This is a genomic window from Microbacterium sp. GXF0217, from assembly GCF_054798195.1.
Window position 1 is genome coordinate 219,149 of the sequence record NZ_JBSJZG010000004.1, and the last position, 26,258, is coordinate 245,406.

Consider the following 26,258-nt stretch of genomic DNA (forward strand, 5'->3'; position numbering starts at 1 on the left):
CTGAATCCATACGGAACGCACCACAGCATACGAAAGGAAGCACCATGAAGAAGTACCGGCACATCACAGCCGTCGCAGCACTCGGAGTCACCGCATCCCTCGCCCTCGCGGGGTGTGCGACGGGCTCCGACGACACCTCGGCCGGGGGCTCGGGCGAGGACAAGGGCACCATCACCCTCGGGTTCCTGCCCTCCTGGACGGACGGCCTGAGCATGGCGTACCTGCTCCAGGACCAGTTCGAGAAGCTCGGCTACGAGGTCGAGTTCGAAGAGCTCACCGAGGCGGGGCCGCTGTACACCGGCCTCGCGCAGGGCGACGTCGACATGTACCCGTCGGCCTGGCCCGAGGTCACGCACGCGTCCTACATGGAGCAGTACGGCGATGACCTCGAGGACCTCGGCGCGTACTACGAGAACGCCGTGCTGACCCTCGCCGTCCCCAGCTACACCGAGATCGACTCGATCGACGAGCTCAAGGGAAACGCCGACATGTTCGACGGCACGATCATCGGCATCGAGCCGGGCGCCGGTCTGACCGCGCAGACCCAGGACGTGGCGATGCCGGCCTACGGGCTGGACGGCGAGTACACGCTGCAGACGTCGTCGACCGCGGCCATGCTGACGGTGCTCGGCGAGGCGATCGACAACAAGGAGGACGTCGTCGTCACGCTGTGGAAGCCGTTCTGGGCGAACAGCTCGTACGACGTCAAGACGCTCGAGGACCCCGAGGGAGCCATGGGCACCCCCGAGACCCTCAACTTCGTCGGTCACAAGGGCTTCGCCGAGGAGTTCCCCGAGGCCGCTGAGCTGGTCGAGCAGATCAAGCTGGACGACGCGCAGTACGGGTCGCTCGAGGACCTCGTCGTGAACGAGTACGGCGAGGGTCAGGAAGCCGAAGCCGTGGATGCCTGGCTCGAGGAGAACGGCGACCAGTTCGACTGGGTCGTCTCCGAGTAACACCCTCCTGCGAAAGGGGGCTTCGCGGCTTCTGCTGCGAAGCCCCCTTCTGCATACCCCGGACACGCATACGCAACGGAAAGACTCTTACGGAACATGACGAAGCACGCACGCATCACCGCCGGCATCCTGACTCTCGGCCTCGGGGGTGCTCTCGCGCTCACCGGCTGCACCAGCGGCGGCGCGGCCGACGCATCCGACGACAGCAAGGGCACGATCACGATCGGGTTCCTGCCGTCCTGGACGGATGCGGTCAACAACGCCTACCTGCTCGAGGATCAGCTGACCAAGCTGGGGTACAACGTCGAACTGGAGACGCTCACCGAGCCGGGCATGCTCTACACCGCACTCGCGCAGGGCGACGTCGACATCTATCCGTCCGCATGGCCGGAGATCTCCCAGAAGGCGTTCATGGAGACCTACGGCGATGACCTCGAGGACCTCGGCACCTACTACGAGGGCGCGCAGGGCTTCCTCGCCGTGCCCGACTACATGGACGACATCGACTCGGTCGACGATCTCCACGGTCAGGGTGACCGCTTCGATGGTCGGATCTACACGATCGAGCCGGGTTCGGGAACGGCGACCATGGCCGCCGAGAAGCTCTTCCCCGAGCACGGGCTCGACGACGAGTACACGCTCACGTCGTCGTCTCTCGCCGCGATGCTGACGGTCGTCGACGATGCCGTCGAGTCGAAGGAGGACGTCGTGGTGACGCTCTGGAAGCCGTTCTGGGCCATCGAAGCGTACGGACTGAAGGAGCTCGAGGACCCGCGCAACGGGATGGGCGATCCAGAGGGGCTGCACTTCCTCGGACACAAGGGCTTCACCGAAGAGTTCCCCGAGGCAGCCGACCTGATCGGGCAGATCACACTCGATGACGAGCAGTACGGCTCGCTCGAGAACCTTGTCGTCAACGAGTACGGTTCCGGCAAGGAGCCCGAGGCCGTCGACGCCTGGCTCGAAGAGCATGGCGCGGACCTGGACTGGGTCGTCGCCGACTGAGCGGATCTCGGCGCGCGGGGGAGGAGCGTAGCCTTCTCGCATGGACGGTTTCGCGGCTGTCGACTTCTCCTTCGCGCGCGAGGTCCTGCAGCGGGGCATCGCGGCGCTGTACCTCGTCGCGTTCGTCTCGACGCTGAACCAGTTCCGCCCGCTGCTCGGCGAGCGCGGCCTGCTTCCGGCGCCTCAGCTGCTGGAGTGGGCCGGCTCGTCGGCGGCGCGGAAGCGGATGCTGCATCCGACGCTCTTCACCCGCATCCGTTACACCGACAAGCGGCTGGTCGCCTTGTGCGCGGCGGGCATCGTGTTCTCGGCCTCGCTCGTGATCGGCATCCCGCAGCAGGGGCCGAGCTGGGTGCCGATGCTGGCGTTCCTCGCACTGTGGGGCGGGTACATGTCCATCGCGAGCATCGGGCAGACGTTCTACTCGTTCGGGTGGGAGATGCTGCTGCTCGAGGCCGGGTTCCTCGCGGCGTTCCTCGGCTCGGTGCACGAGCCGCCGCCGACGGTCGTGATCGTGCTGTTCTGGTGGCTGGTGCTCCGGCTGGAGTTCGGCGCGGGAATGATCAAGATCCGCGGTGGACGGGAGTGGCGCGACCTGACGGCACTCACGTACCACCACGAGACGCAGCCCATGCCCGGCCCGCTCAGCCGGCAGGCGCATCTCCTGCCGCGGTGGTTCCATCAGGGCGAGGTGCTGGGCAACCACGTCGCTCAGCTCGTCGTGCCGTTCTTCCTCTTCGCGCCGATCCTGTCGCTGCTCCTGCCCGGGGCAGGTGCGCCCGCCCTCCTCATCGGAGCTGCTGCCGCCGCGATCGTCATCGCCACACAGCTCTGGCTCGTGCTGACGGGCAACTTCGCGTGGCTGAACTGGGCGACGATCGTGCTGGCGTTCTCGGCGATCGGAATCCCGGGCTCCGGGCGCGACGAGGCCATCCCGCTGTATTGGATCATCGCGACCGTCGCCGTCGGCATCCTGTACCTCGTGCTGAGCTGGCCGGCGCTGCGGAACCTGTTCGCCCGGCGTCAGCTCATGAACGCGAGCTTCAACCGGTGGCAGCTCGCGAACGCATACGGCGCGTTCGGCACCGTCACGAAGGAGCGGATCGAGATCGTCGTGGAGGGCACGACCGACGCCGACCCCGACTCGGCTGAATGGCGGGAGTACGCGTTCAAGGGCAAGCCTGGTGCGCTGCGCCGGGTGCCGGGACAGTTCGCGCCGTACCACCTGCGCCTGGACTGGCTCATGTGGTTCCTGCCGCTCGGACGATCGCTCGACGACTGGTTCACGATGTTCCTCGTTCGGCTGCTGGAGGCGGATGCCCCGACCCTGCGGCTGCTCGCCTCGGACCCATTCGGGGGTGAGCGTCCGCGGTGGGTGCGCGCGGTGTCGTACCGCTATCGGTTCGCCCCGCGCGGCGCGGGTGCTGTGTGGGTGCGCGATCGCCGTCGCGAAGTTATGGGCGCCGTCTCGCTGCGCTGAGGATCACCCCTGCACAGTTGCACGACCCGGGAACGGATGCCGGGGCAGAATCCGGTTCCCGGTCGTGCAGATGTACCGGGGTCGTGCAACTGTTCCTGCGGTCCGAGGGCCCGGCGACCCGAACGCCAGCAACCCGGGGCCTGCACCCCGGGGGCCTGCACCCCGGGGCCTGCACCCCGGGGCCTGCACCCCGGGGCCTGTACCCCGAACGTCGTGCGACCGTTGGCTTCGGTACAGTTGCACGACTCGGGAACGGTTGCACGGCGGATGCCGGCGTTCGGCCGTGCAGGTGTACCGGAGTCGTGCAACTGTGCCGGCGACCCGCGGGCCCCGACGCGAGGGTCGTGCAGGTGCACCCGGGACCCCGCCGCGGGATCCGACCGCTACGGCACGATCGAGTCGATGTAGCCGCCGTCGACGCGCACTGCGGCGCCCGTCGTCGCCGAGGCCAGAGGGGACGCCAGGTACGCGACCATGTTCGCGATCTCCTCCGGTTCGATCAGCCGCTGCAGTAGCGACTGCGGGCGGTGCAGCCGCATGAACTCGCGCTGGGCGTCCTCCCACGGCAGCGCCTGATCGACGAGTTCGTACACGAACGTCTCGACCCCGCCGGTGTGCGTCGGTCCGGCCAGCACGGAGTTCACCGTGACGCCCGTGCCTGCGGCATCCTTGGCGAAACCGCGCGAGACGGCCAGCAGAGCCGTCTTCGACATGCCGTAGTGGATCATCTCGGCGGGGATCACGACCGCGGAGTCGCTCGCGATGTTCAGCACGCGTCCCCAGCCGCGCTCCTTCATACCAGGCAGCGTCGCGCGGATCAGACGCACCGCCGCGAGGACGTTCACCTCGAAGTATCGGCGCCACTCGTCGTCGGAGATGGCGAGCGGGTCTTCGGACCCGAAGATGCCGAGGTTGTTCACCAGCACATCGACGGGTCCGGTCGCGGCGAGCACGGCATCCGTCCCGTCCGTCGTCGTGACGTCGCCCGGGGCCGCGACGAGGTCTCGATCGGCGTTCTGGGACTGGAGCTCGGTGATCACGGATGCCACGGACGAGGCGCTGCGTCCATTGACGGCCACGCGCGCCCCCGCATCCGCGAGCTGCGCGGCGATCGCGCGCCCGATGCCCTGGGTCGAGCCCGTGACGAGGGCGGTTCTGCCGGTGAGGTCGATGCGCATGGGAAGCCTTTCGTTGCTGCTGACCGTACGTGCAACGCATCGGACGCGCCAGACATGCCCGCCTCTGCTGAGCGCATCGCCGACGGGATGGCTGGGGATGCCGCGGCGATCGTCACCCACCACTTCGGTCTCGGCGGCACCGCCGAGGCCCTGATGGTCGCGAAGACGGAGCACGACTCGATGAAGGCGATCATCCACCCGCAGGCGTGAGCGACACGGGTTCACCCGTTGCGATCGACGCGTAGGCGGCCTCAGCGACGGCGATCGCGGCGACGCCGTCTGCGCCGGACACGCGGGCGTCGGCATCCTGTCGGATGGCAGCGACGAAGTCGGCGAGCTGGCTGAGGTACGGACTGTCGTTCGGAGACACCGGCGGCAGATGATCGGTCGCGGCGGATGCCGTGCCGGTGCGTGTCGCGGCATCCGCGGCGCTGTCGTACGTGATGCGGCCGAGGGACCCGACGATCTCGACGCCGGTACGGAACGTGGTGCCCGGTGCGCCCCAGGTCGCCTCCAGATGCGAGCGAGTGCCGTTCGCATGGTTCAGCGCGACCAGGGCGGTGACGGGCGCGGGCACGACATCGGCCTTCGTCGACGGATCCTGCGCCGCGGAGACGCTCACCACGGGGCCGGCGAGCCAGAGCGCCTGGTCGATGTCGTGGATCATGAGGTCGCGGATCACTCCGCCGCCGGTGCTCTCACGGAAGAACCAGGGAACCGTCGGCGCGGTCCCCCTCCGGAAGAGGCGCTGCGACGCCACCGCTCCGACAGCGCCGGCATCGATCTGCGCCTTGACCCTGGCGTACTCGGGGAAGTAGCGCACCACGTGCGCGGGGAACAGCCGCACGCCGCCGGCGGCTGCCGCATCGACGATGCGCTGGGCCTCGGCCGCGGTCGGCGCGAGCGGCTTCTCGCAGATGACGTGGACGCCCGCCTCGATAGCCGCGAGAGCGATGGCGGCATGCGTGCCGCTCGGCGTCACGATGTCGACGACGTCTACCGCGGCGAGCAGGGTCACGATGTCGGGAGCCGTGCTCATGCCGTACTCGGCGGCGAGTTCTTCGGCGCCGCTGTGCGACGCCACCGTCACGTGCGCACCCAGGGTCCGCCAGGCGTCCGCGTGGACGCGTGAGATGCCGCCGGCGCCGATGAGGCCGACTCGGATTTCGGAGGCGCTCACGCCGGCGTCATGCGCGCTCGTCGTCCCGACGCAGCGGCATCCGTTCCGGCTCGGGAGCGGATGCCGGGGCTGCGGGTTCCGGGGCCGCGGTGATCTCGCGGGCGACCTGGTTCTCGAGCACCTGCACCGCCTGATCCGAGAGCACGATCAGTCCGTCGAGTTCTTCGCGCACCCGCTTGTACGCGAGGTTGCGCTCGGCCTGCGTAGCGGTGTCGTCGACGGCGACCTTCAGCAGCTGCTGCGCGCGGTCCAGCTTCTTGCGCTCGGCCTCGGTGAAGGTCGAGTCGCGCAGCCGCCTGGCATCCTTCTCGGCCACTTCGAACGCGACGGCGTAGTTGCCGACGGCATCCAGATACTCGCCGACCTGCTGCTCGCTGATCTTGGCGTCTGCGGATGCCGGGCGCAGCGCATCCGCGGTCTTCTTGGCGCGCAGGAACGCGGCGGTCAACGGCTGGCGTCCGTCGCTCATCGCCGGGAAGGCGATGAGCTTGGCGACGTCGAGCTCGTAGTCCAGCCAGCGGGCGGTGATCTCGTCGTGTTCGGCGAAGAGGCGCTCGACCAACTGGTTCGGCGTGACCTGCGGCTGCGCGGGGATCTGCGTCGGAATCCGGGCCGTGACGGGCGCGGCCTGCCCGCGGGCGGCGATCTGAGCGGCCTTGATCTCACCCTTCATGCGGATGGTCTCGAGGCGCCGTTCGTGGCGCTGCTTCGAGGCGCGCTCCCACGCCTTGCCGAGGCCGCCGAGAACTCCCATGATCGGGAAGATCAGCCACCAATAGTCCCCGGCGAAGGTCCAGAAGCCCTGGAGGAACTCGTCCATGATGGCCTCAGCCTAGCCCTGCCGCTGTCCTCGTGAACCGCTCAGGCGCGGGAAAGCTCGCCGATCTTCGTGCCTTCTCTGTTCATCACGATGAGGGTGTCGCCGTCGAGCCGCGCCGTGCTCAGTCCTCGGAGCCAGTCGTCCACGCCCTGGCACGCCTTGAGGGTGGAGAAGAAGGATGCGATCTCGATCGAGTCGTCGACCACGGTGTACGTGCTGCTGATGCCGTTGCACCCGTCGGTGCCGGTCACCGTGCCCTCGGCGGTGAACTCGAGGAACGGCTGACCCGCGGCATCCGATCCCCAGCTGCCGACGACGTCCGGCTCGTCCGGCGAGGCCGTCGACGTCGGGGCGTCGGACGGTCCGTTCGCCGGTGCGCAGGCCGTCAGCAGAAGAGCGGCTGCGGCCACGACGATGGCCGTTCGGATGCGGTGCGAGGTCATGCGTCGATGCTACTCAACGTGAAGGAATTCGTAATCCGGGTACAACTACCCATTGGAGTCTGTGTGCAAGCTGTGTACCCTGAACGAGGTTTGTGTTTTCAGCGCGAGCCACTGCATGTTCTTCCGGAGCTGTCATAGGGGTACTCGACTCCGGCGGGGGGACACTGCGCATCATTCGCAGCGATAAAGGACTGTCATACATGACTAGAGGGATGGGGCGCCGCTCGCTGGCGCTGACTGCAGCCGCGACGCTGACGCTCGGAGGGCTCGTCTTCGCAGCTCCGGCCGTCGCCGCAGAGACAACGCCGACTCCGGACGCGAGCTCGACTCCGGCCGCGGAGAAGGCTTCCGCACCCAAGGAGACCGAGGCTCCGAAGACCGAGGTCACCGAGGACGAGGTCGCCGAGGCGGCAGAGGCGGCGGCCAAGGCCGACGTCGAGATCGTCGCCGTCGGCGTGAACGCCGCGGGTGATGACCTGATCCTCGTCACCGAGGACAGCATCAAGGCACCGGGCAGTGACGAGGCCATCGAGGCGTTCGCCGACGAACTGGACGTCACGGGTGCAGAGGTCATCACGACCTCGGCGCCGTTCGAGTCCTACGCCACGGGCGATGTCGTCGGCGGCCAGGGCTACGCGATGCTCGAAGAGACCCCTGAGGGCATCTACGCCTACGCGTGCTCCATCGGCTTCTCGGCGTTCACGCCCGAGGGCGACCCCGCCGTGATCAGTGCCGGTCACTGCGCGTTCAACGACGCCGGTGAGAAGTTCACCGACACGTACCTGACCATCCCGGGCGAGGAGCCCGCCGTCGACGGCGAGGGCTACGGATTCGTTGAGCCGCTCGAGCCCTTCGGTGAGTTCGGCTTCGCGCAGTACGGCGGCACCGGCAACTCCGAGGGTGCGGAGAACGACCCCAACTCGACCGACATCGCGGTCATCGACGTCGTCGATGGCTGGAACCCGAAGCCGGTCGTGACCGACTGGTCGACCGCAGGCGCGTCGCTGGACTCGCTCTCCGAGAGCACGACCCCGATCAAGGCGGTCGGCGAGCCCACCGTCGGTTCCGTGTCGAAGGCGGGTCGCACGACCGGTCTCACCACCGGCCAGATCAGCGCATCCGACGTTCTCGACGGATGGGCGCCGGTCGGAGGTCGCTGGGTCCGCGGCTTCTCGAGCGATGTCGGTTCCGACCACGGCGACTCCGGTGGAGCGGTCTTCCAGGGAAGCACCGCCGTCGGCGTGATCAGCGGCGGCAACGACACGATCACATGGGCGACCTCGCTCACCAAGGCTCTCGAGCACACCGACGGCTACACCGTCGCGCTCACGATCGACAAGCCGAAGATCGATGCGGGTGCGACGGCCGAGCGCGGCTCGACCATCACCGGCACCACGTCGACCAACGCCAAGTCCGTCATCATCACGCGTGATGGTGGCGAGCCCACGTCGGTCGACGTCGTGGACGGCGCGTTCAGCTTCAAGCTCCAGAACAAGGGCGACTTCACGTACACGTTCACCGCGGTCAACGGCTTCAGCCGCTCGGCCACCACGAACTGGGATGTCACGGTCGTTCCGCCGCCCGTTGCGGCTCCGGTCATCACGTCGCCGGCTGACGGCTCGACCGTCAGCGCCCCGCTCACGAGCATCAGCGGCACCGGCGTCGCCGGCAACACCGTCGAGGTCTCGCTGGGCACCGGCAACAGCGGTTCCGGCTTCCCGCCGGTCACCGTCGGCGAGGACGGCACCTGGACGATCGACGGCCTGAACGACACGAACTACGGCGAGTACACGATCACGGCGCAGCAGTTCCGCAACGCCGAGGAGTTCTCGGATGTCGTCAGCTCGACGTTCACCCTGGCACCGGCCGCACCGGCGATCACCTCGATCTTCAACGGTCAGGTCTTCGGCCCGACGGAGGGCCCGACGGGCCTGTCCGGCACCGGCATCGAAGGCGCCAGCATCAAGGTTGCTCTGAACGGCACGGATGCAGCCAACGCGATCAGCGCCCTCGCGGCCGAGAGCGGCAGCTACAGCGCGACGGTCGTCGATGGCGAGTGGAGCATCGAGTTCGACGCGGCTCTCGAGCCCGGTTCGTACACGGTCCGCGCCGTGCAGTCCGTCGACGGGGTCAACTCCGCCACGGCAGCTGAACTGGCCTTCTCGGTCTCGGCTGCGGCTCCCGCACCGGCTCCGGGCGGCAACGGCGGCGGCTCCGGCGGTGCTGAGGCTCCGTCCGACGGTGGCGATGGTGAGCTCGCGACCACCGGTATGGACACCATCGTCCCGCTGACGGCTTCGGCCGGAGCGATCGCGCTCATCGCGGCAGGCGTCATGCTGCTCGTGGTGCGTCGTCGCAAGCTCGTGCAGGACTGACGAGACTGACTGATCGAGGGGCGGGCGCCGTGAGGCGCTCGCCCCTTCGTCATGCCTGGAGCGGCGCGTCAGGCCCTTCGGGTCGCGCGCGTCATCGTCCCGACTTCTCGGCGCACGGCACGCACAGCTCCGCGAACTGTCGCGCCTGCAACCGCTCCGGCGGGATGCTGCGACCGCATGCCATGCAGACCCCGTAGGTGCCGGCATCCACTCGCGCCAGCGCGTCTTCGATCTGACGCAGCTCCGCCTGCGCGGCATCCGCGAGGCCGGTAAGCCGCGACCACTCCGACGACAGCGTCACGCCTTCAGGATCGTGCTCGTCATCATCCGTGGAGCCTTCGCGATCGTGCGTGAGCTGAGTCAGTGCAGCGATCGCCGACTCGGCCCGCGCGAGCGCATCGACGCGCAGCTGCTCGAGGCGGGCGCGCGGTTCGGCGGTCATACCGTCATCCTGCCGCACCGGCGCCGTCGAGTGGGTCGGGCGGCTGTGATCGCGCCGCCGGCGCGCGCTCAGCCGAGCAGGAGCGAGAGAACCGTCGCGCCGCCGCCGACCAGGATGAGCGCGGCGATCGTGACCCAGGCGGTGACCCGGATGCGCTTCTGGCGGCGCTCAGAGTAGATCGACAGGTCTTCGGCCTCTTCGTGCTTCTCGGTCATGATGTGCTCCTGGAGTTTCAGGCCGAGACCGACTCGGTCACGGTGGGGCCGAAGTAGCTGGGCAGTGTCGCCTGCGAGCGCTCGCGGAGCTCAGCGGCGGAGACGGTGAAGACGTCCTGCACCTCGAGCTGCGGCTCGGTGTCGGTGACGCCGATGCGCATCACGGGGTAGTCGCGTCCCTCGCAGAGGCCGCGGAACTTCACGTCGTCCTCGCGCGGCACGGTCACGATGACGCGTCCCGTCGACTCGGAGAACAGCGCGGTCGCGGCATCCACTCCGTCTCGCTCGATGATCTCGTTGAGCCAGACGCGAGCACCGACGCCGAAGCGCATGACGCCCTCGGCCAGTGCCTGGGCGAGGCCGCCCTCGGACAGGTCGTGCGCCGACGAGATCAGCCACTCGTCGCGGGCCGCTCCGATGAGACCGGCGAGGCGCTTCTCGGCGGCGAGGTCCACCTTCGGCGGCAGCCCGCCGAGGTGCGCGTGCACGGTCTCGGCCCACGCCGAACCCGAGAGCTCCGTCGACGTCGTGCCGAGCAGGTAGATGTTCTGGCCCTCGTCCTGCCATCCGGACGGGATGCGGCGCGAGACGTCGTCGATGAGGCCGAGCACGCCGACCAGCGGGGTCGGGTGGATCGGGACGTCACCGGTCTGGTTGTAGAACGAGACGTTGCCGCCCGTGACGGGCGTGCCCAGCTCGTAACAGCCGTCGGCGAGGCCGTCGACGGTCTGACCGAACTGCCACATGACCTCGGGGTTCTCGGGGGATCCGAAGTTCAGGCAGTCGGTGATCGCGGTCGGGGTGGCACCCGTGACGGCGACGTTGCGGTAGGCCTCGGCCAGGGCCAGCTGCGCGCCCGCGTACGGGTCGAGCTGGCAGTAGCGGCCGTTGGCGTCGGTCGCGATCGCGAAGCCGAGTCCGGACTCCTCGTCCACGCGGATCATGCCGGCGTCGTCGGGGAAGGCGAGCGCCGTGTTGCCGAGCACGTAGTAGTCGTACTGGTTCGTGATCCAGCGGGTGTCTGCGAGGTTCGGCGACGCGACCAGGTTCAGGAACTGGTCCTTCAACTCGGCAGGGTCGTTCGAGCGGGGCAGGTTCTCGGCGGCATCCGCCTGGAGGGCATCGATCCACGTCGGGTAGGCGACCGGGCGGTCGTAGACGGGGCCATCGACGGCCACGGTGGACGGATCGACGTCGACGATGCGCTCGCCCTGCCAGTCGATGATGAGGCGTCCGTCTCCGGTGACCTCGCCGAGGACACTGGTCTCGACCTCCCACTTGCCGACGACCTCGAGGAAGGCGTCCAGCTTCTCGGGGGCGACGATCGCCATCATGCGCTCCTGCGACTCCGACATGAGGATCTCCTCAGCGGTCAGCGTGGGGTCGCGCAGCAGCACGTTGTCGAGCGATACCTTCATGCCGCTGTTGCCGTTGGCCGCGAGCTCGCTGGTCGCGCACGAGATGCCGGCGGCACCGAGGTCCTGGATGGCCTCGACGAGTTCGCCGCGGTACAGCTCGAGGCAGCACTCGATGAGCACCTTCTCGGCGAACGGGTCGCCCACCTGGACGGCGGGGCGCTTGGTGGGGCCGCCATCGTCGAACGAGTCGGAGGCGAGGATGCTGGCGCCGCCGATGCCGTCTCCGCCGGTGCGGGCACCGAAGAGCACGACCTTGTTGCCGACGCCGGTGGCGTTCGCGAGCTTGAGGTCCTCGTGACGCAGGACGCCGACGGCGAGCGCGTTCACGAGCGGGTTGGCCTGGTAGACGGCGTCGAAGACGGTCTCTCCGCCGATGTTCGGAAGACCCAGGCAGTTGCCGTAGAAGCTGATGCCGGCAGTGACGCCGTGCACGACGCGGGCGGTGTCCGGGTGGTCGATCGCGCCGAAGCGGAGGGCATCCATGACGGCGACGGGGCGGGCGCCCATCGAGATGATGTCGCGGACGATGCCGCCGACGCCGGTGGCCGCGCCCTGGAAGGGCTCGATGAAGGAGGGGTGGTTGTGCGACTCGGCCTTGAACGTGACGGCCCAGCCCTCGCCGACGTCGACGACGCCCGCGTTCTGGCCCATGCCGACCATCAGGCGTTCCTTCATCTCGTCGGAGACCTTCTGGCCGAACCGGCGCAGGTAGTTCTTCGACGACTTGTACGAGCAGTGCTCCGACCACATCACCGAGTACATCGCCAGCTCGCCCGAGGTGGGGCGGCGGCCGAGGATCTCACGGATGCGGGCGTACTCGTCGTCCTTCAGACCGAGGGCGGCGTACGGCTGCTCCTTGTCGGGAGTGGCGACGGCGTTCTCGACGGAGTCGGGGACGTGCTGACGGGCGGATGCTTCAGGGGTGGTCACGCGCACTCCAAGGGAAAGGGCCGAGCGGGGCGAGTCCAGTCTACCGGCGCGGCGTCCTCCCGGTTTCAGCGGGTCGGACGCTGTGCTCGGCATCCGCGGACGGCCCTGCGATCAGGCGCTCCGGAGGTCACTTGCTCCTGCCGTTGCCCTTGCCGCTGCCTTCGCCGTTGTTGTTGCCCTCGCCGTTGTTGTTGCCCTTGCCCCGGTTCTCGTCGCCGTTGCCCTGGTTGGCCGTGCCGCTGCGGTCGTCGGCCTGCTCGATCACGACGTCGGCCGGCGCACCCTGACCGTCGTCGTCCGCATCCGTTGCCGTGTCTGTCGGCTCCGTCACGACGAGGGTCGTGCGCAGCGTCGTCGAGGCGGCGATCCGTCCGGGTTCGTTCGGCGACGGGACGAGGAAGGCGGCGCCGGCGATGAGAGCCGCGAGCGCCAGCCCGGTTGCGCCCAGCATCAGGTGCCGCCGCCGGCGGGTGCTGGATGCCGCGGGCGGGGTGGTGGGGACGGCGGCCGTTGCCGCGGGCAGTGCGGTGGTCGGCCCGGTCGGCGGGGACGGGTCGCCGGCGGGGGTCAGCGCCGCCACCTCGACAGCAGTCGGCCGCTCAGCCGGATCCAGTCGTGTCATCCGCTCCAGCAGGTCGCGCCACGGGTCGTCGACGGCATCCGGAATCGTCGGCGGCCGCAGCAGCCGAGCCATCGCCGCGGAGCGACCGGAGGAGCCCAGCTCCGGGTAGCCGGTCGTGCCGGTCAGGGCCGCGAGCGCGACCAGACCGAGGGAGAAGATGTCGACGGGGGTGCCGGGGTCGGCATCGCGCAGCTGCTCCGGCGCCATGTAGGCGAGAGTGCCGAGCACGATGCCGCGTCCGGTGGAGCGCGACCGATCGATCGCGCAGGCGATCCCGAAGTCGGCCAGCTTCGCCGCCCAGGGGATGCCGGGGTCGCCCGTGCGCGCCAGGAGTACGTTCGACGGTTTCACGTCGCGGTGGACGATCCCGGCCGCATGCGCGGCGGCGAGGCCGTCCGCGAGCTCTCGCGTGATGCCTGCGACTTGACGGGGCGCAAGCGGTCCGTCCGTGATGAGGTCCGCCAGCGTCGGCCCGTCGATGTACTCCATGACGAGGTACCTCGGACGATGCGGTTCGAGCTGTGCATCGAACAGCGTCACCAGCGACGGGTGGTTCAGCGATGCGAGCAGCGCCTTCTCGGTGTGCGCCCGGTCTCCCGAGCCCAGGATGTCGTGGCGGTCGTGGATCATCTTGATCGCCACGGTCCGTCCGAGATGGGTGTCCTCGGCGCGATAGACCGTCGACATCCCGCCCTTGCCGACGGGTTCCTCCAGAAGGTACCTGCTGTCCAGCAGGGCGGCCGTCGGCGATACGACTTCCAGCGTCATCGCGAACTCCTCGTGCGTGCATCCGGGTCATGCATCCGAGAGAAGCTATCGTCCATCGCGGTGATCGTCAGCGGCCTTGACGTCGCGGCGAAAGGATGATTCCGCGGTCCGCCTGGGTCACGGCCTGATATCGTCACGGTGCACGATGCGACCGAGCTCGACGACGTCGCCTGGTAGCTCCCAGTAGTGCAGACGTCGCGCGCCCTCGACGTTCTGCTCGACGCTCGAACGCATGCATCGGGCGCCGTCCTCGCGGACGACGTAGGCGTCGTCGCCGCCCTCTCCGCTGCGCAGCCGATGCAGCTCGCGCGCCGGGATCTCGCGGTCGCGTCCGGTGATCGCGTCCACGCAGGTGCGGATCGCCTTGCTCAGCTGGCTCTCATCGAGGCCCTCGAGGGAGTCGACGAAGTCCGCGCCGAGCGTGTATTCCCGCAGCGGCCATCGCCCTCGTTCTCCGGGTGCGGTGCGGTTGCCCCAGGTGCGGTCGATCTCGAACCGGATGCCGTCGGCCGTGGTGTCCACATGCGAGCGCTCAGCGGCCCGGCGGGCATCGCGCAGGGCCTGGCTCGTCTCGCGGCTGTCCGGTGCGGCATGGCCGGGCTTCGCCTCCGCGTTCGCGCGCTCGGCGGCCAGCTGTGAACGCAGACGTTCGTTCTCGAGGCCTAGCGCCGTGGACTCGGCGTCGGACGCCGTGCCGGACGCATCCGTCGTGCCGGACGCAGCCGCTGATCGGTGATCAGGCGCCGCGCCGCATGCAGGCGCAGTGTCGCCCGCTGCCGCCAGCCGGTGTGCAGACTCCGCCCCACCCGCCGTCGCCCCCTCGACGAGATCGCTCAGCGCCAGCAGGTCGGCTCGAAGGCGAGTGATCGCCCTCGCCAGCACCGCGACGTCGGCGCGAGTCGCATAGTCGTCGCGAGTCGGAACCACGGATGCCGAAACCACGGATGCCGCGATCACCGGCCCTGCCGCCGACGCGTCGGGCCCGGCATCCACCGCGGGTGCTGCCGCCGACGCGTCGGACTCGGCATCCGCCACCGGCTGGAGGTCTCGGACCTCGCTCGGCCAGGGCGCCCCGCCGACGACGAGCGGGAGGGCGGGGACCAGGGGCGCATCAGGGTCGGCATCCGTGCGGCTGAGCGCCAGCGGCCTGCCGGGGGACCGCACGACGCGTACACGGATGACGTCGCCCACCGCGAGCACGTCACCGACCGGCCCGACGCCGTCCAGCTCGCGGCGGAGATGCGCTGCGCGCGGCGCCCAGATGCTCGGCCACGATGTCGAACTGAGCGGACCACAGGGCCATCTCGCCGACTGCCGGCGATCCGCTCGAGTGGATAGCCGCTGAGCGGGGAGGTGAGGGTCATGGGGTGCCCTCGCCGGACAGCTCCTCATCGAGTTCGGAGTAGTCGGCGGTGATGGCGAAGGCTGAGGACGAGAGCGCTGCGGTCGATTCCCAGTACGAGAACACGGCATCGTGCAGCTCGTCGATGCGCCGGTTCAGCTCCGCCCTCAACTGGTTCCTGCCGATCGGGGCCTCGACGCCGGGGTCGTCGCCGATCAGGTTGGTGATGTCGAACTGGAGATCGAGGGCGGCCGTCGAGAAGGCGGATCCCGACTGGGAGAGCTCGGCGTGGAAGATGGCGACGTCTGTCACGAGATCACCCCCGGTCGTCGTGCGAGATCGTGGCGGCGCCACGTGCAGCTTCAGCCTAGGAGGTCGTGCCGGAAGCGGAAGGGGCAGTTCTGCCCGGACACGGTCGGCCGTTTGCCCGTCGTGCGCGCGGTTTCCGGCATCCTGTGCCAGCGTGTGAGGATGACCGACTCTCCGCACGCGCCCGAGGCGAAGCCCGGCCGGATGCTGCCGTTCGTGCTCGGTGTGCTCGGCGCGGTGCTCGGGCTGCTGCCGTGGGTGGTCGCCGGGACGCTGCCGCTGCAGAACCTCTGGGCGGCGCAGACTCTGCCGGAGGGCATGCCGTTCGTGCTGCTGCCGCTGAGTCAGTACTACGCGACGCTGCTGTTCTCGCTCGTGCTGCTCGGGGGTGTCTTCGCCGGCGTCGCCGTACGCGTGGCGCGGCGCCGCCGTGCGGTGTCCGTGTGGCCGGCGGCGCTGGGTGTCGCGCTCGTGCATGCGATCGCCGCGGTGCAGGGCTTCGTCGTGCTCGCCCGCGGCCTCGGGCTGACGGAGAGTGCGGCCGATACCCGCGCGGTGCTGTACTTCGGCGGGATGCTGGGCGGCACCGTCGTGGCGGCGCTGCTGGCGCAGCTGGGCCTGTGGATGACGTCGCATCCGTTGGTCCCGGTCGCGTCCCTCGGGATCGCGCTCGCCGCTGTGCCGTTCGGCACCTGGGCCGTGCGCTGGTTCTCGGCATTCGCCGGGCCGAGCGGGCCATGGATGGTCGTGTCGACCATCGGCTTCTGGCTACCGGCCGTGGTCGTGGGGGCGGCGCTGATCTGGTGCGGGGTGCGGCCGGTGGGTCGCCTCGCGGTGTGGGCGATCGCCCTGCTGTCGCTCTGGGTCGTGCCTGCGGTGTTCACGGCGATCGGGTACGGGCTCGGGATGCGGGTGCTGCAAGGCGATCTGCGCGAGATGGCCGAGGCGTCGATGCAGGTCTTCCCCGTCGCGTTGATGGAGATGTGGCGCCCGGTGGTGCTGGCCGTGCTGATCGCGGTGGTCGGCTCGATCGTGCGCCTGGCCGTCGCGAAGCGGTCGTCTCGTACGGCGGATGCCGCGGTCACATCGTGACCTGCGGCGTGCTGCTCGCACTGCGCCGCGGTCAGCCGCGCAGCAGCGCGCGCAGAGTCTGGATCGTGTCGGCATCCGTCGCGGTCTTGTCCGGCCGGTAGTGCTTCACGCGGGCGAAGCGCAGAGCGATGCCGCCGGGATAGCGCGGTGACCGCTGCACCCCGTCGATGGCGATCTCGACGACGAGCTCGGGGCGGAGGAAGACCGTCGAGGGCGACCGCGTGGTCTCGTAGGACGGGAACGTGTCGGTCTGCCACCGCAGCAGTTCGTCCGTGAGTCCTTTGAAGGTCTTGCCGACCATGACGTACCCGCCAGGGTCGCCGAATTCGCCGTCGGGATCGTACGCGCCGAGATGCAGGTTCGACAGCGTGCCTCGCCGTCGCCCGGAGCCCCATTCGGCGGCGAGCACGACGAGGTCGTAGGTGAGGACGGGTTTGACCTTGACCCAGGACTTTCCTCGTCGTCCCGCGGCGTAGGGGGAGTCGATCGCCTTGACGAGGACGCCCTCGTGTCCGGCGGCGAGGGCCTCGGCGGACAGCTGCTCGGCGGCCGCGGGGTCGGCGGTGATGATGCCCGGCATCCGCCATTCGCCGGCGACCCGGTCGAGCTCTGCGCGGCGGATCGACAGCGGTTCGTCGAGCAGGTCGTGCCCGTCGACGTGCAGCACATCGAAGAACCAGGGTCGGAGGGCGAGTTCGCGTGAGACGTCAGCGCCGAAGCGCGACATGGTCTGCTGGAAGGGTCGTGGACCGCCGTCCTCGTCGAGGGCCAGGGTCTCGCCGTCGAGGATGAGATCGTGTGCCGGCAGCGAGAGGACGATCTCGACGATCTCGGGAACGCGATGGGTGATGTCGGCGAGACTGCGCGTGTAGACGCCGACGTCGTCGCCGTGCCGATGGACCTGAATGCGCGCGCCGTCGAGCTTGTACTCGACGGATGCCTCACCGGTGATCTCGAGCGCCGCCGAGGGTGTCGCGGCGGTCGAGGCGAGCATCGGCAGGACCGGTCGCCCGACCTTCAGCCCGACGGCTTCGAGATCGTCCGCGCTGCCGGTGAGGGCGAGGACGGCGGTCTCGCCCAGGTCGCCGATGAGCATCGCCGCCCGCCGGACGAGTGCCACCGGCCGGTCGGATGCGCGGGCGATCGCATCGACCAGGACGCCGCCGAGGGCGCCGGTGCGCAGCTCGCCGAGCATGGCGCGGGCGAGGAGATCCCACTCCGCGGCGGTTGCGCGAGACGCGAGGTCGGTGAGGGTCGCCGTGCGGATGGCCGCCGATCCGGTGCCGGATGCCGCGGCGAGTGCATCGAGGGCCGCATCGACATCGGTGATCGTCAGGGTGGGGTCGTCGACGTGGGTGACGTCGAGCGCCGTGAGCCCGCGCCATCCGACGCCGAGCCGACCCTGTCGAGGGTTGGCGAGAAGCAGGCCGGTCAGTGGGGCGATCTCGCCCGGTTCGGCGCGGGTGAGCAGGCCGGAGAGCGCGGCGATCTTCGCGAGGCGCGACGACGTCGCGGCGACCTCTTCGGCGGTGGTGACGAGCTCGGCGAGCTTCATGAGGAGATTGTCGCACCGGGGTGGGACACCGAGGCCGGATTTTCGTGTCAAGGGGCTCTTCGCTCGGGGGCAGCCGACGTAGAAAGGAGGAAGAGAGAAGGGAAAACGGCATGGCTGCAGGCGATATCGAGACGTTCCACCGAGACGGCATCTGGTTCAACCGGATCGAGGGGGAGCCCCGCACTCTGGGGGCCAGCTTCACCTCGAAGGCGGAGGCCGCGAAGGTCGGACGCGGGGCGGCTGCGGCGCGCCAGGTGCAGCACACCGTGCGGACCGAGGAAGGCCCGTCGGCCGACGCGAACGTCTACGACCGGCATCCGCGGGAGTTCATGACCTGAGCGGTCGCGCGTCCCGTGGCGGCGTCGTGCCGACGTCATCCGCGGACACGAGACGTGCGCCGGCACGGAACCGTCATTAGATTGAATGTTCCCGCTTGCGAAGGAGCCCCCGCGTGCCCGAGATCCAGACCGCCGACGCGGCCCTGCATCCGTTCGATGCCAGGACCCGCTTCCAGCTCGATCGGCCAGAGAGCCGCAAGTGGAGCCTGCATCCGGGGCGCATCGGCGCCTGGGTCGCCGAGATGGACTTCGGGGTCGCGCCCGAGATCGCCGCGGCGATGCACCGCGCGATCGATGAGGAGAATCTCGGCTACCTGTCGCCTGCGCTGGCGGCGGAGCTGGGGGTCGCGACCGCCGACTGGATGAGTGCCGAGTACGGCTGGTCGATCGACCCGGAGCGCGTGCATCCGGTGTCCGACGTGATGGCCGTTCTGCGGGTCGCGGTCGAGGAATACGCGCCGGCCGGGTCGCCGGTGATCGTGCCGACACCGGCGTACATGCCGTTCCTGTCGTATCTGCCGACCATCGGCCATCCGGTGATCGAGGTGCCGGGTCGCGAGGTCGACGGTCGGTGGCAGCACGACCTGCAGCGCATCGACGAGGCGTTCGCCGCCGGCGCGCGCACCCTCGTGCTGTGCAACCCCCACAATCCGACAGGGACGGTCGCCGATCGGGCCGAGCTCGAGGCCATCGCCGAGATCGTTGAGCGGCACGGCGGGCGGGTGTTCGCCGACGAGATCCACGCGCCGCTGCGGTTCGATGAGCGGCCGTTCATCCCGTACGCGTCCGTCTCGGAGGCGACGGCCGCGCATACGCTCACCGGCACGAGCGCGTCGAAGGCATGGAACATCCCCGGCCTCAAGACCGCGCAGCTGATCACCTCGAACGATGCCGACCAGCAGATCTACCGTGGGTTCGGGTTCTCCGTGCAGCACGGCGCGGCGACGCTGGGCGTGGTGGCCTCGACGGCCGCGTACCGGTCGGGGAAGCCCTGGCTGGAGGGCGTGATCGACTACTTGGACGGCTCTCGATCGCTGCTCGGATCGCTCGTGTCGGAGCATCTGCCCGGAGCCGTGTACCGCGCGCCGGAGGCGACGTACATCGGTTGGATCGATACGAAGGCCCTCGGCATCCCCGGACCGCCCGCGGAGTTCTTCCGCGAGCAGGCCGGTGTCGTCCTCACCGAAGGCCGCCTGCTCGGGCGCGGATACGAGGACTTCGTGCGCGTGGTGTTCGCGACGCCGCGGCCGATTCTCGAGGAGGCGTTCGCGGCCATGGGCGAGGCCGTTCGGCGGGGGTGACCGCCGAACGGCCTCGCGGGCGGTGCTCCTAGAGCTCGACCTTCGCGTTCTCGCCGCCGTCGTACGGCTTTCCGGTGATCTTCGACTTCACGAAGCTGAACGCGCTCGCGATTGTTCCGCCAGGGCTGTCCCAGTACTCCACGGAATCGGCGGTGAACTTCAGCAGGCCGATGGAGGGGTCGTCCTGACCCTCGGGGAACCAGGCCTCCACCACCGGGTTCCACAGTTCTTCGATCTTCTGACGGTCGTCGACGAGTCGTGCCGTGCCGGAGAGCGACAGCCACGAATCGGAGGAGCTGAACGAGACGTTCGCGTCCGCGTCCGCGGCGAGGTCCGCCACGGGAGACGACAACTTCGAGACGAGGAACCACAGGTCGCCGTCGAACTCCGCCTCTTGGACGGTGAGCGGATGGGCGACCAGCTTGCCGTCGGTGTGCCGGGTGACGAACATCGCGAAGCGGAAGTCCTTGATGAGCTCGGCGACCTTCTTGCGCTCGTCGATCGTGTCAGTCATGGTGCCACCTTTCCCTGTCGTTGGATGCTGCACACGCAACGATGCCTGTTCGGCGGGAATGCGCCGAGGGGGTTGAGGGTGGGGCCGACAGCGGCTACGGGTGCGCGGCGATGCCCCGGATGGCTTACTGCACCGACCATCCGCCGTCCGACGCGAGGATCGCGCCGTTGATGTTCACGCCGTCGTCCGAGAGCAGGAAGGTGATCGACGCGGCCAGCTGCTCGGCCGTCGCAACGGTCGGGATCGCCTGCTGGAACGGGGCCAGACGTGCGGAGCCGTACTCCGACATGTTCGGAGGCATCGGGATGCCGGTGGCGACGCCACCAGGCGCGACCGAGTTCACGCGGATGCCCTTCGGTCCGTACATGAACGCGGCCGACTTGGTGACGCCGATGATGCCGTGCTTGCTCGCCGTGTAGGCGTTGCCGGATGCGTTGCCGCGGATGCCGGCCTCGCTGGAGACATTGAGGACCGACCCCGTGCCCGCCGCCTCCATGAGGGGCAGGACGGCGCGCATGAGTTTGAACGGCGCGGTCAGGTTGATGGCGATGACGCGGTCCCACACGGCATCCGTCGTCTCGCCGGCTGGCGAGAAGTCGTCGTTGATGCCGGCGATGTTGGCGAGGCCGTCGATGCGCTCGCCTGCGGCGGCGATGACGGCGTCGATGGCGTCCTGCTTCGTCAGGTCGCCCGCGACGGTGGTGATGTCGGCATCCGGAAGTTCGGCCTTGAGCACCTCGAGCTTGTCGGCGGCGATGTCGCTGGCGATGACGCGGCCGCCTTCGCGGGCGATGCGGGTCGCGGTGGCCTTGCCGATGCCGGATGCGGCGCCCGTGACGATCACGGTCTTGCCGGCGAAGCGGGCTCCGGTCGGAACCTCGGGGGCTGCCTCTTCGACAGGCAGCTCACCGTCGTTCGCGGAGCGGACGAGGTCGTCGACGATCGACTGCGGGAGCGCGCCCTGGCTCATCGCGACGAGCTGCTGCAGCGGCAGGCCGAGGACGGGGGTGAGGACTTCGGGGTCAGCGCCGGTCTTCTCGAACAGGCCGCGGATGAGCGGTCCGCCGGTCGGGTCGTTCAGCCATTCGCCGATGGTGGAGTGTGCGGTCAGGGCCATGTCTTCTCCTTGCTCGGGTATTTCGCAACGGTGCGTCTACTTATATTCCAGTCTACGCCTGGTTACGCTCGGAGGGTGCCTCGTCCTCGCAGTGAGAGAGCTCGCCAAGCCGTGCTGGCGGCAATGCGTCGCGCCGTGGCGGCGGACGGGTATGCGGCGGTCTCCATGGAGGGACTCGCCGAATCGGCCGGGGTGTCGAAGCAGACGATATATCGGTGGTGGCCGTCGAAGGCGGCGGTCCTCGGGGAGGCGCTTCTGGACGGCGAGCTTCCCGGCGCGGACGTCGCTCTCCCGCACTCCGCGGACCTCGAGGCCGACCTGCGGGCGTGGTTCTCGGCGATGTCGGCTGCCCTCGGCGATGCCGACGGTGTGGCGCTCGCGCGAGCGCTGATCGCCGTGACGGCGACGGATGCCGAACTGGGCGCCGCGCTGAACGAGAAGTTGGCCGCGCCGATCCGCGGATGGGTGTCGCAGCGGCTGGATCGGGCGATCGAGACCGGGGATGTGCGGCCGGATGTGGATGCCGCCGTGATCGCGGATCAGTTCGTAGCGATGGCCTCGTATGCGGCTCTTCAAGGGAAGGTGCTCGGGGCCGATCAGATGGATGCCGTCGTGGGGGTCCTGATGCGAGGGATCGCCCGATAGCTCGTTGACCCCCAAGCTCGCTGGGGCGTGGGAAACGGGGCGCGTGGAATTCTGAAAGCGGGGCGACGGCAGTTCTGGATGCGGTGGTACGGCTTGCGGAGTTCTAGGCCGTCGGTGACGCGGAGCCCCAGAGGGTCGCGTACTCGTCGCGCACCTGCGGCCAGACAACTAGGAGGCCACCTTCGACAGAGTGCACCGTTCGCGCGGTCGCAGCAAGCAGCACGAAATCGTGCATGATCGGACGACCCGAGCGATAGACCGTTCCGAGACGGTCATCACGCCCATGATCGGACAGATCGTGTAAGCCGTGAGCACCAGCCAACTCCGTGGACGAGGTGCTGCCTGCCAGCCAGCGCCTAGGGCTCGGTTCGCCCATCCCGCGCGATGCACGTGGCTCTCGGTTGCGAGGAGATACCGCTGTTCAGCTGAGACGAGCGGCGGAGGCGCGAGCCGTTCGGCGAGCACATAACTAACGAACCCCAGAAGGATCGCGAAGGCGACGTACGCAGCAGATGGCGGTTCAGACCAAATCATCACGGCTGCGACGCTGAGAATGACGGTCATGGCGAGTTGTAGAGCACGGGCGATCTTCCTGTTCCCCTCGGCGGAGTCGTCGTTCACGGGTTGGCCGCTGAGGGCCGCGAGCAAACTGAGGACCGTCGTGAAGAAGAGCAGTTCCGTCGAGTGCAGCGGACTGACGAACGTGTGCAGGAGCTGCAGCGAAACATCGATCGGAACCGTGAACGGAGGCAACGCCGACATCATCAGCACAGCGAAGACGATTGTGACGTTTCCAGCAGCCGCAGGCACGAACCACGCTGCGACTCTCTTGTTCAATGACGTTGCCTGTCCGCTCATGCACACGGGTTTAGCAGCAGGCGCCGACATCTCCATCGCACTACCGTTCTGCGCCATGATGGGAACGGCGCGCGTTCGGCGCCAGGGACAGGGGCATTCTTCGTGGTCAATCACGTCAACTTCATCTGGAACATCGCCGAGTCGCTGCGGGGGCCGTTCAAGCCGTCGGAGTACGGATCGGTGGTCTTGCCGTTCACGGTGCTGCGGCGTCTCGACGCAGTGCTGGCAGAGACGAAGTCGACGGTCGCCAACGTCGCCAAAGCGACCGAGACGATGCCTGATGTGCTGCGGCACCTGCGCCTGACGGAGGCTGCCGGCCACCAGTTCTACAACACGAGCACGTTCGACTTCGCGAAGCTCGTTGCCGACCCGCAAGATCTCCGGTCCAACTTCTCCGCCTACCTGGCCGGGTTCTCGGAGAACGTGCGCGACATCTTCGAGCGCTTCGAGTTCGAGAAGACGCTCAACAAGCTGGCCGAGAAGAACAAGCTCTACTCGGTGACGGAGAAGTTTGCGCAGGCCGACTTCCACCCCAACGTGGTCAGCAACATCGAGATGGGTCTCATCTTTGAGGAACTGATCCGGTGGGCCAACGAGCGCTCGAACGAGACCGCGGGTGATCACTACACGCCCCGCGAAGTGATCGCACTGATGGTGCAGTTGCTGTTCGCGCTCGACGACGACGCGTTGTCGAAGTCAGGTGTGGTGCGTTCGATCTACGACCCGACGGCGGGCACTGGCGGGATGCTGTCGGTCGCGGACGAGTACCTGCGGAAGATGAACCCCGACATTCAGTTGAACCTGTACGGGCAGGACTACAACGACGCCTCCTACGCGATCTGCAAGGCCGACATGGTCATCAAGGGGCAGGATGTCGACAACATCGCGCTTGGCGACACTCTCACCGAGGATGCCTTCGACGAGAAGAAGTTCGACTACGGGCTCTCCAACCCGCCGTTCGGTGTCGATTGGAAAGACCAGCGCGCCTACGTCGACGAGGAGCACGCACGCCTGGGGTTCAACGGGCGCTTCGGGCCCGGCACCCCCGCGGTCAGCGATGGGGCGATGCTCTTCTTGCTGCACCTGGTGTCGAAGATGCGCAAGAGGGAAGACGGCGGATCTCGCGTCGCGATCGTTCTCAACGGGTCACCGCTGTTCTCCGGTGGTGCCGGCGGTGGCGAGTCGAACATCCGCAAATGGCTGCTCGACAACGACCTCGTTGAGGCGATCATCGGGCTGCCAAAGGACATGTTCTACAACACCGGCATCTCCACCTACATCTGGGTGCTCACCAACCGTAAGGACAATGACCGCCAGGGCCAGGTGCAGCTCATCGACGGTCGCGAGATGAAGGAGAAGCTGCGCAAGGGCCTCGGCTCGAAGCGCAACGAACTTTCGACTCACAACATCAAGGACCTCGTCACCCTTTACGCCGGATTCGAGGACGGCGAGCACTCGAAGATCTTCCGCAACGAGGATTTCCTGTACCGGACGATCACGGTCGAACGCCCGCTCAAGCTCAACTGGCAGGCCACCCCCGAACGGATCGATGCGGTCTTCGCGGCGAAGGCGGTGCAGAAGCTCAAGGAAGCGGATGCTAATGCACTGCGGGCCACGCTCAACCGACTGGGCTCAGACACGGTGTGGAAGAACCGGGGCGCGTTCCAGAAGGCGTTGAAGGATGCCGCGAAGGTCGAAGGTCTCGCCCTCCCGGCGCCGCTTCTGAAGACGGTAACGAACGAACTCGGTGAGCAGGATGACACAGCCGACGTTTGCACCGACGCGAAGGGCAAGCCCGAACCGGACGCTTCGCTCCGCGACACCGAGAACGTGCCGTGGGACGAAGACGTCGACGCCTACGTCGCGCGCGAGGTTCTGCCGTACGCGGCCGACGCGTGGGTTGACCACACGAAGACCAAGGAAGGCGCGGAGATCCCCTTCACCCGCCACTTCTATCAGTACGTCCCTCCGCGGCCGCTGGAAGAGATCGACCGCGACCTGGATGCGGTCATGGACCAACTCCGCGCAATGCTCGTCGAGGTCGAACGGTGACTGCAAGCGATTGGATCGGCGAGCTTCCAAAATCGTGGAAGCTGTCGACGATCGGTCGGCTTGCTAGCTTGCGAGCCGGCGGAACACCGGCGTCTACCGACGAGGATTACTGGGACGTGTCGGCGGGGACACGTTGGCTTTCGATCGCTGACATGGGTGGTGTCGAAGCGGGGGCTGACCACAGAGGGCGATTCCTGACTCCGGCGGGAATGTCGGCGTCGCGGCTCCAACCGAGCAAGCGCGAGACCGTGCTGTTTGCGATGTACGCGAGCGTCGGTGCGGTCGCGTACTTGCGTGACTCGGCAGTTTGGAATCAGGCCATCGTTGGTCTGGAGGCGCGGGAGCACCAGGCCGATTCCCGCTACCTGTACTGGGTCGCGAGAGCTCTCAAGCCGACGCTGCCATTCCACTTTCGGAGCAATACCCAAGACAACTTGAACGCAGAGCAAGTTCGTTCGTTCGTGGTGCCACAACCGCCTCTTGTCGCTCAGCGGGCGATTGCGGACTATCTGGATCGGGAGACGGCACAGATCGACGCGTTCATCGCGAAGAGCCAGGAACTCATCACCCTCCTCACCGAACGCCGCTCAGCATTCATCGCGCGGTCCGTGTCTCGAGGCGTCAGAGATGGGGGCCCGCTTAAGTCGAGCGGGACGGAGTGGGCGACCGAGGTCCCCTTACACTGGCAGGTCGGAAACATCCGTCGGTTCGCATCGATGAAGACCGGGCACACGCCGAGCCGGCAGCACCCGGAGTACTGGATCGACTGTGATATCCCCTGGTTTACGCTCGCCGACGTGTGGCAGCTTCGGCAAGGGAGGCGAGACATGGACGAGACGAGCGAGAAAATCTCGCCTCTCGGACTTGCGAATTCTGCTGCGGAGCTACTGCCGGCCGGGACGGTCGCGCTATCGCGCACTGCGTCCGTGGGTTTTGCGGGGATCATGCCCGTGGACATGGCGACCAGCCAGGACTTCTGGAACTGGGTTCCCGGTGGGAAATTGCTTTCGGCGTATCTCTGGTACCAGTTCCAAGCGATGAAGCCTGAGTTCGAGCGGCTGATGACCGGCTCGACTCATCGGACTATCTATCAGGCCGATGCGGCGTCGTTCACGATCATCGTCCCGCCGCTCGGCGAGCAACACGAGATCGTCGAGCGGTTGGATAGCATCACCAAGCGCATCGACGGCGCGATCGCTGTCGCTCATCGCGGTGTGGCCTTGGCAAGGGAGCGCCGTGCCGCGCTGATCTCGGCAGCGGTGACCGGCAAGATCGAGGTCGGTGCGACGCGATGACAGGAGAA

The 26,258-nt window shown here is 68.1% G+C and carries 25 protein-coding genes; 11 read left to right on the top strand and 14 right to left on the bottom strand.

From position 1 onward, the window contains the following. Positions 1-44 precede the first annotated feature (44 nt). From ACWAT3_RS10190 to ACWAT3_RS10200, 3 genes are all read left to right on the top strand, one after another. Entirely contained in the window at positions 45-956 is a 912-nt protein-coding gene (locus ACWAT3_RS10190) for a glycine betaine ABC transporter substrate-binding protein (RefSeq protein WP_460798123.1), read from the top strand. A gap of 96 nt (positions 957-1,052) precedes the next feature. Continuing rightward, complete coding sequence (locus ACWAT3_RS10195) at positions 1,053-1,961, top strand: glycine betaine ABC transporter substrate-binding protein (RefSeq protein WP_460798124.1); 909 nt, start codon at positions 1,053-1,055, stop codon at positions 1,959-1,961. Positions 1,962-2,001: 40 nt separating this feature from the next. Next, positions 2,002-3,441, top strand: a complete 1,440-nt coding sequence (locus ACWAT3_RS10200; RefSeq protein ID WP_460798126.1) for a lipase maturation factor family protein — start codon at positions 2,002-2,004, stop codon at positions 3,439-3,441. A 383-nt stretch (positions 3,442-3,824) separates the two neighbouring features. Here ACWAT3_RS10200 and ACWAT3_RS10205 read toward each other — a convergent pair whose 3' ends face one another. Then, complete coding sequence (locus ACWAT3_RS10205; RefSeq protein WP_460798128.1) at positions 3,825-4,619, bottom strand: SDR family NAD(P)-dependent oxidoreductase; 795 nt, start codon at positions 4,617-4,619, stop codon at positions 3,825-3,827. 54 nt (positions 4,620-4,673) lie between these two features. Here ACWAT3_RS10205 and ACWAT3_RS10210 point away from each other — a divergent pair, with 54 nt between their 5' ends. Beyond that, positions 4,674-4,829, top strand: a complete 156-nt coding sequence (locus ACWAT3_RS10210) for a hypothetical protein (RefSeq protein WP_460798129.1) — start codon at positions 4,674-4,676, stop codon at positions 4,827-4,829. Here the strand turns inward: ACWAT3_RS10210 and ACWAT3_RS10215 are convergent. From ACWAT3_RS10215 to ACWAT3_RS10225, 3 genes are read right to left on the bottom strand one after another with little or no spacing between them, the layout of a single operon-like run. Continuing rightward, on the bottom strand, positions 4,810-5,799 hold the full coding sequence (locus ACWAT3_RS10215; RefSeq protein WP_460798131.1) for a Gfo/Idh/MocA family protein: 990 nt from the start codon (positions 5,797-5,799) through the stop codon (positions 4,810-4,812). The two genes, ACWAT3_RS10210 and ACWAT3_RS10215, sit on opposite strands and share 20 nt — an antisense overlap. Positions 5,800-5,806: 7 nt before the next feature. Then, positions 5,807-6,619 (bottom strand): hypothetical protein, encoded by an 813-nt coding sequence (locus ACWAT3_RS10220; RefSeq protein ID WP_460798132.1) that lies wholly within the window; start codon positions 6,617-6,619, stop codon positions 5,807-5,809. A gap of 41 nt (positions 6,620-6,660) precedes the next feature. Then, positions 6,661-7,062, bottom strand: a complete 402-nt coding sequence (locus ACWAT3_RS10225; protein WP_460798134.1) for an META domain-containing protein — start codon at positions 7,060-7,062, stop codon at positions 6,661-6,663. A gap of 200 nt (positions 7,063-7,262) precedes the next feature. On the opposite strand from ACWAT3_RS10225, the gene ACWAT3_RS10230 reads away from it, so the two are divergent. Continuing rightward, on the top strand, positions 7,263-9,437 hold the full coding sequence (locus ACWAT3_RS10230; RefSeq protein WP_460798136.1) for a S1 family peptidase: 2,175 nt from the start codon (positions 7,263-7,265) through the stop codon (positions 9,435-9,437). A gap of 91 nt (positions 9,438-9,528) precedes the next feature. Here the strand turns inward: ACWAT3_RS10230 and ACWAT3_RS10235 are convergent, their stop codons facing one another. The 6 genes from ACWAT3_RS10235 to ACWAT3_RS10260 form a co-directional block, all read right to left on the bottom strand. Then, positions 9,529-9,879 carry a TraR/DksA family transcriptional regulator gene (locus ACWAT3_RS10235; RefSeq protein WP_460798137.1) on the bottom strand — a complete coding sequence of 117 codons (351 nt, stop codon included), beginning with the start codon at positions 9,877-9,879 and terminating at the stop codon, positions 9,529-9,531. Positions 9,880-9,947: 68 nt separating this feature from the next. Further along, complete coding sequence (locus tag ACWAT3_RS10240) at positions 9,948-10,094, bottom strand: hypothetical protein (protein WP_460798139.1); 147 nt, start codon at positions 10,092-10,094, stop codon at positions 9,948-9,950. A 17-nt stretch (positions 10,095-10,111) separates the two neighbouring features. After that, positions 10,112-12,535, bottom strand: a complete 2,424-nt coding sequence (gene purL, locus ACWAT3_RS10245) for a phosphoribosylformylglycinamidine synthase subunit PurL (protein ID WP_460798140.1) — start codon at positions 12,533-12,535, stop codon at positions 10,112-10,114. Positions 12,536-12,569: 34 nt separating this feature from the next. Beyond that, complete coding sequence (locus ACWAT3_RS10250; RefSeq protein ID WP_460798142.1) at positions 12,570-13,832, bottom strand: serine/threonine-protein kinase; 1,263 nt, start codon at positions 13,830-13,832, stop codon at positions 12,570-12,572. A gap of 117 nt (positions 13,833-13,949) precedes the next feature. Further along, complete coding sequence (locus ACWAT3_RS10255; RefSeq protein WP_460798144.1) at positions 13,950-15,023, bottom strand: hypothetical protein; 1,074 nt, start codon at positions 15,021-15,023, stop codon at positions 13,950-13,952. Between the two features lie 169 nt (positions 15,024-15,192). Next, on the bottom strand, positions 15,193-15,486 hold the full coding sequence (locus ACWAT3_RS10260; RefSeq protein WP_460798146.1) for a hypothetical protein: 294 nt from the start codon (positions 15,484-15,486) through the stop codon (positions 15,193-15,195). Between the two features lie 159 nt (positions 15,487-15,645). Between ACWAT3_RS10260 and ACWAT3_RS10265 the strand changes: the two genes are divergently transcribed. Next, entirely contained in the window at positions 15,646-16,575 is a 930-nt protein-coding gene (locus tag ACWAT3_RS10265; protein WP_460798147.1) for a hypothetical protein, read from the top strand. A 31-nt stretch (positions 16,576-16,606) separates the two neighbouring features. Here the strand turns inward: ACWAT3_RS10265 and ACWAT3_RS10270 are convergent, their stop codons facing one another. Further along, positions 16,607-18,130, bottom strand: a complete 1,524-nt coding sequence (locus ACWAT3_RS10270; RefSeq protein WP_460798148.1) for an ATP-dependent DNA ligase — start codon at positions 18,128-18,130, stop codon at positions 16,607-16,609. A 110-nt stretch (positions 18,131-18,240) separates the two neighbouring features. Here ACWAT3_RS10270 and ACWAT3_RS10275 point away from each other — a divergent pair, with 110 nt between their 5' ends. Beyond that, positions 18,241-18,468: a hypothetical protein gene (locus ACWAT3_RS10275; protein WP_460798150.1), complete on the top strand. Its 228-nt coding sequence runs from the start codon at positions 18,241-18,243 to the stop codon at positions 18,466-18,468. Positions 18,469-18,581: 113 nt separating this feature from the next. Further along, positions 18,582-19,769: a MalY/PatB family protein gene (locus ACWAT3_RS10280; protein WP_460798151.1), complete on the top strand. Its 1,188-nt coding sequence runs from the start codon at positions 18,582-18,584 to the stop codon at positions 19,767-19,769. 28 nt (positions 19,770-19,797) lie between these two features. On the opposite strand, the gene ACWAT3_RS10285 is transcribed toward ACWAT3_RS10280, so the two are convergent. Beyond that, positions 19,798-20,283 carry a pyridoxamine 5'-phosphate oxidase family protein gene (locus ACWAT3_RS10285; RefSeq protein ID WP_460798153.1) on the bottom strand — a complete coding sequence of 162 codons (486 nt, stop codon included), beginning with the start codon at positions 20,281-20,283 and terminating at the stop codon, positions 19,798-19,800. 124 nt (positions 20,284-20,407) lie between these two features. Next, positions 20,408-21,400 carry an SDR family NAD(P)-dependent oxidoreductase gene (locus ACWAT3_RS10290; protein ID WP_460798154.1) on the bottom strand — a complete coding sequence of 331 codons (993 nt, stop codon included), beginning with the start codon at positions 21,398-21,400 and terminating at the stop codon, positions 20,408-20,410. A 123-nt stretch (positions 21,401-21,523) separates the two neighbouring features. On the opposite strand from ACWAT3_RS10290, the gene ACWAT3_RS10295 reads away from it, so the two are divergent. After that, a complete protein-coding gene (locus ACWAT3_RS10295; protein ID WP_460798156.1) occupies positions 21,524-22,045 on the top strand; it encodes a TetR/AcrR family transcriptional regulator in 522 nt (173 codons plus the stop codon). Positions 22,046-22,213: 168 nt separating this feature from the next. On the opposite strand, the gene ACWAT3_RS10300 is transcribed toward ACWAT3_RS10295, so the two are convergent. Next, positions 22,214-22,903 carry a hypothetical protein gene (locus ACWAT3_RS10300; RefSeq protein WP_460798157.1) on the bottom strand — a complete coding sequence of 230 codons (690 nt, stop codon included), beginning with the start codon at positions 22,901-22,903 and terminating at the stop codon, positions 22,214-22,216. Between the two features lie 102 nt (positions 22,904-23,005). Here ACWAT3_RS10300 and ACWAT3_RS10305 point away from each other — a divergent pair, with 102 nt between their 5' ends. Together ACWAT3_RS10305 and ACWAT3_RS10310 are read left to right on the top strand one after the other, a co-directional pair. After that, positions 23,006-24,955, top strand: a complete 1,950-nt coding sequence (locus ACWAT3_RS10305; protein WP_460798158.1) for a type I restriction-modification system subunit M — start codon at positions 23,006-23,008, stop codon at positions 24,953-24,955. Continuing rightward, a complete protein-coding gene (locus ACWAT3_RS10310) occupies positions 24,952-26,250 on the top strand; it encodes a restriction endonuclease subunit S (protein ID WP_460798160.1) in 1,299 nt (432 codons plus the stop codon). Before ACWAT3_RS10305 ends, ACWAT3_RS10310 begins: the two co-directional genes overlap by 4 nt. The last annotated feature ends 8 nt before the right edge of the window (positions 26,251-26,258 follow it).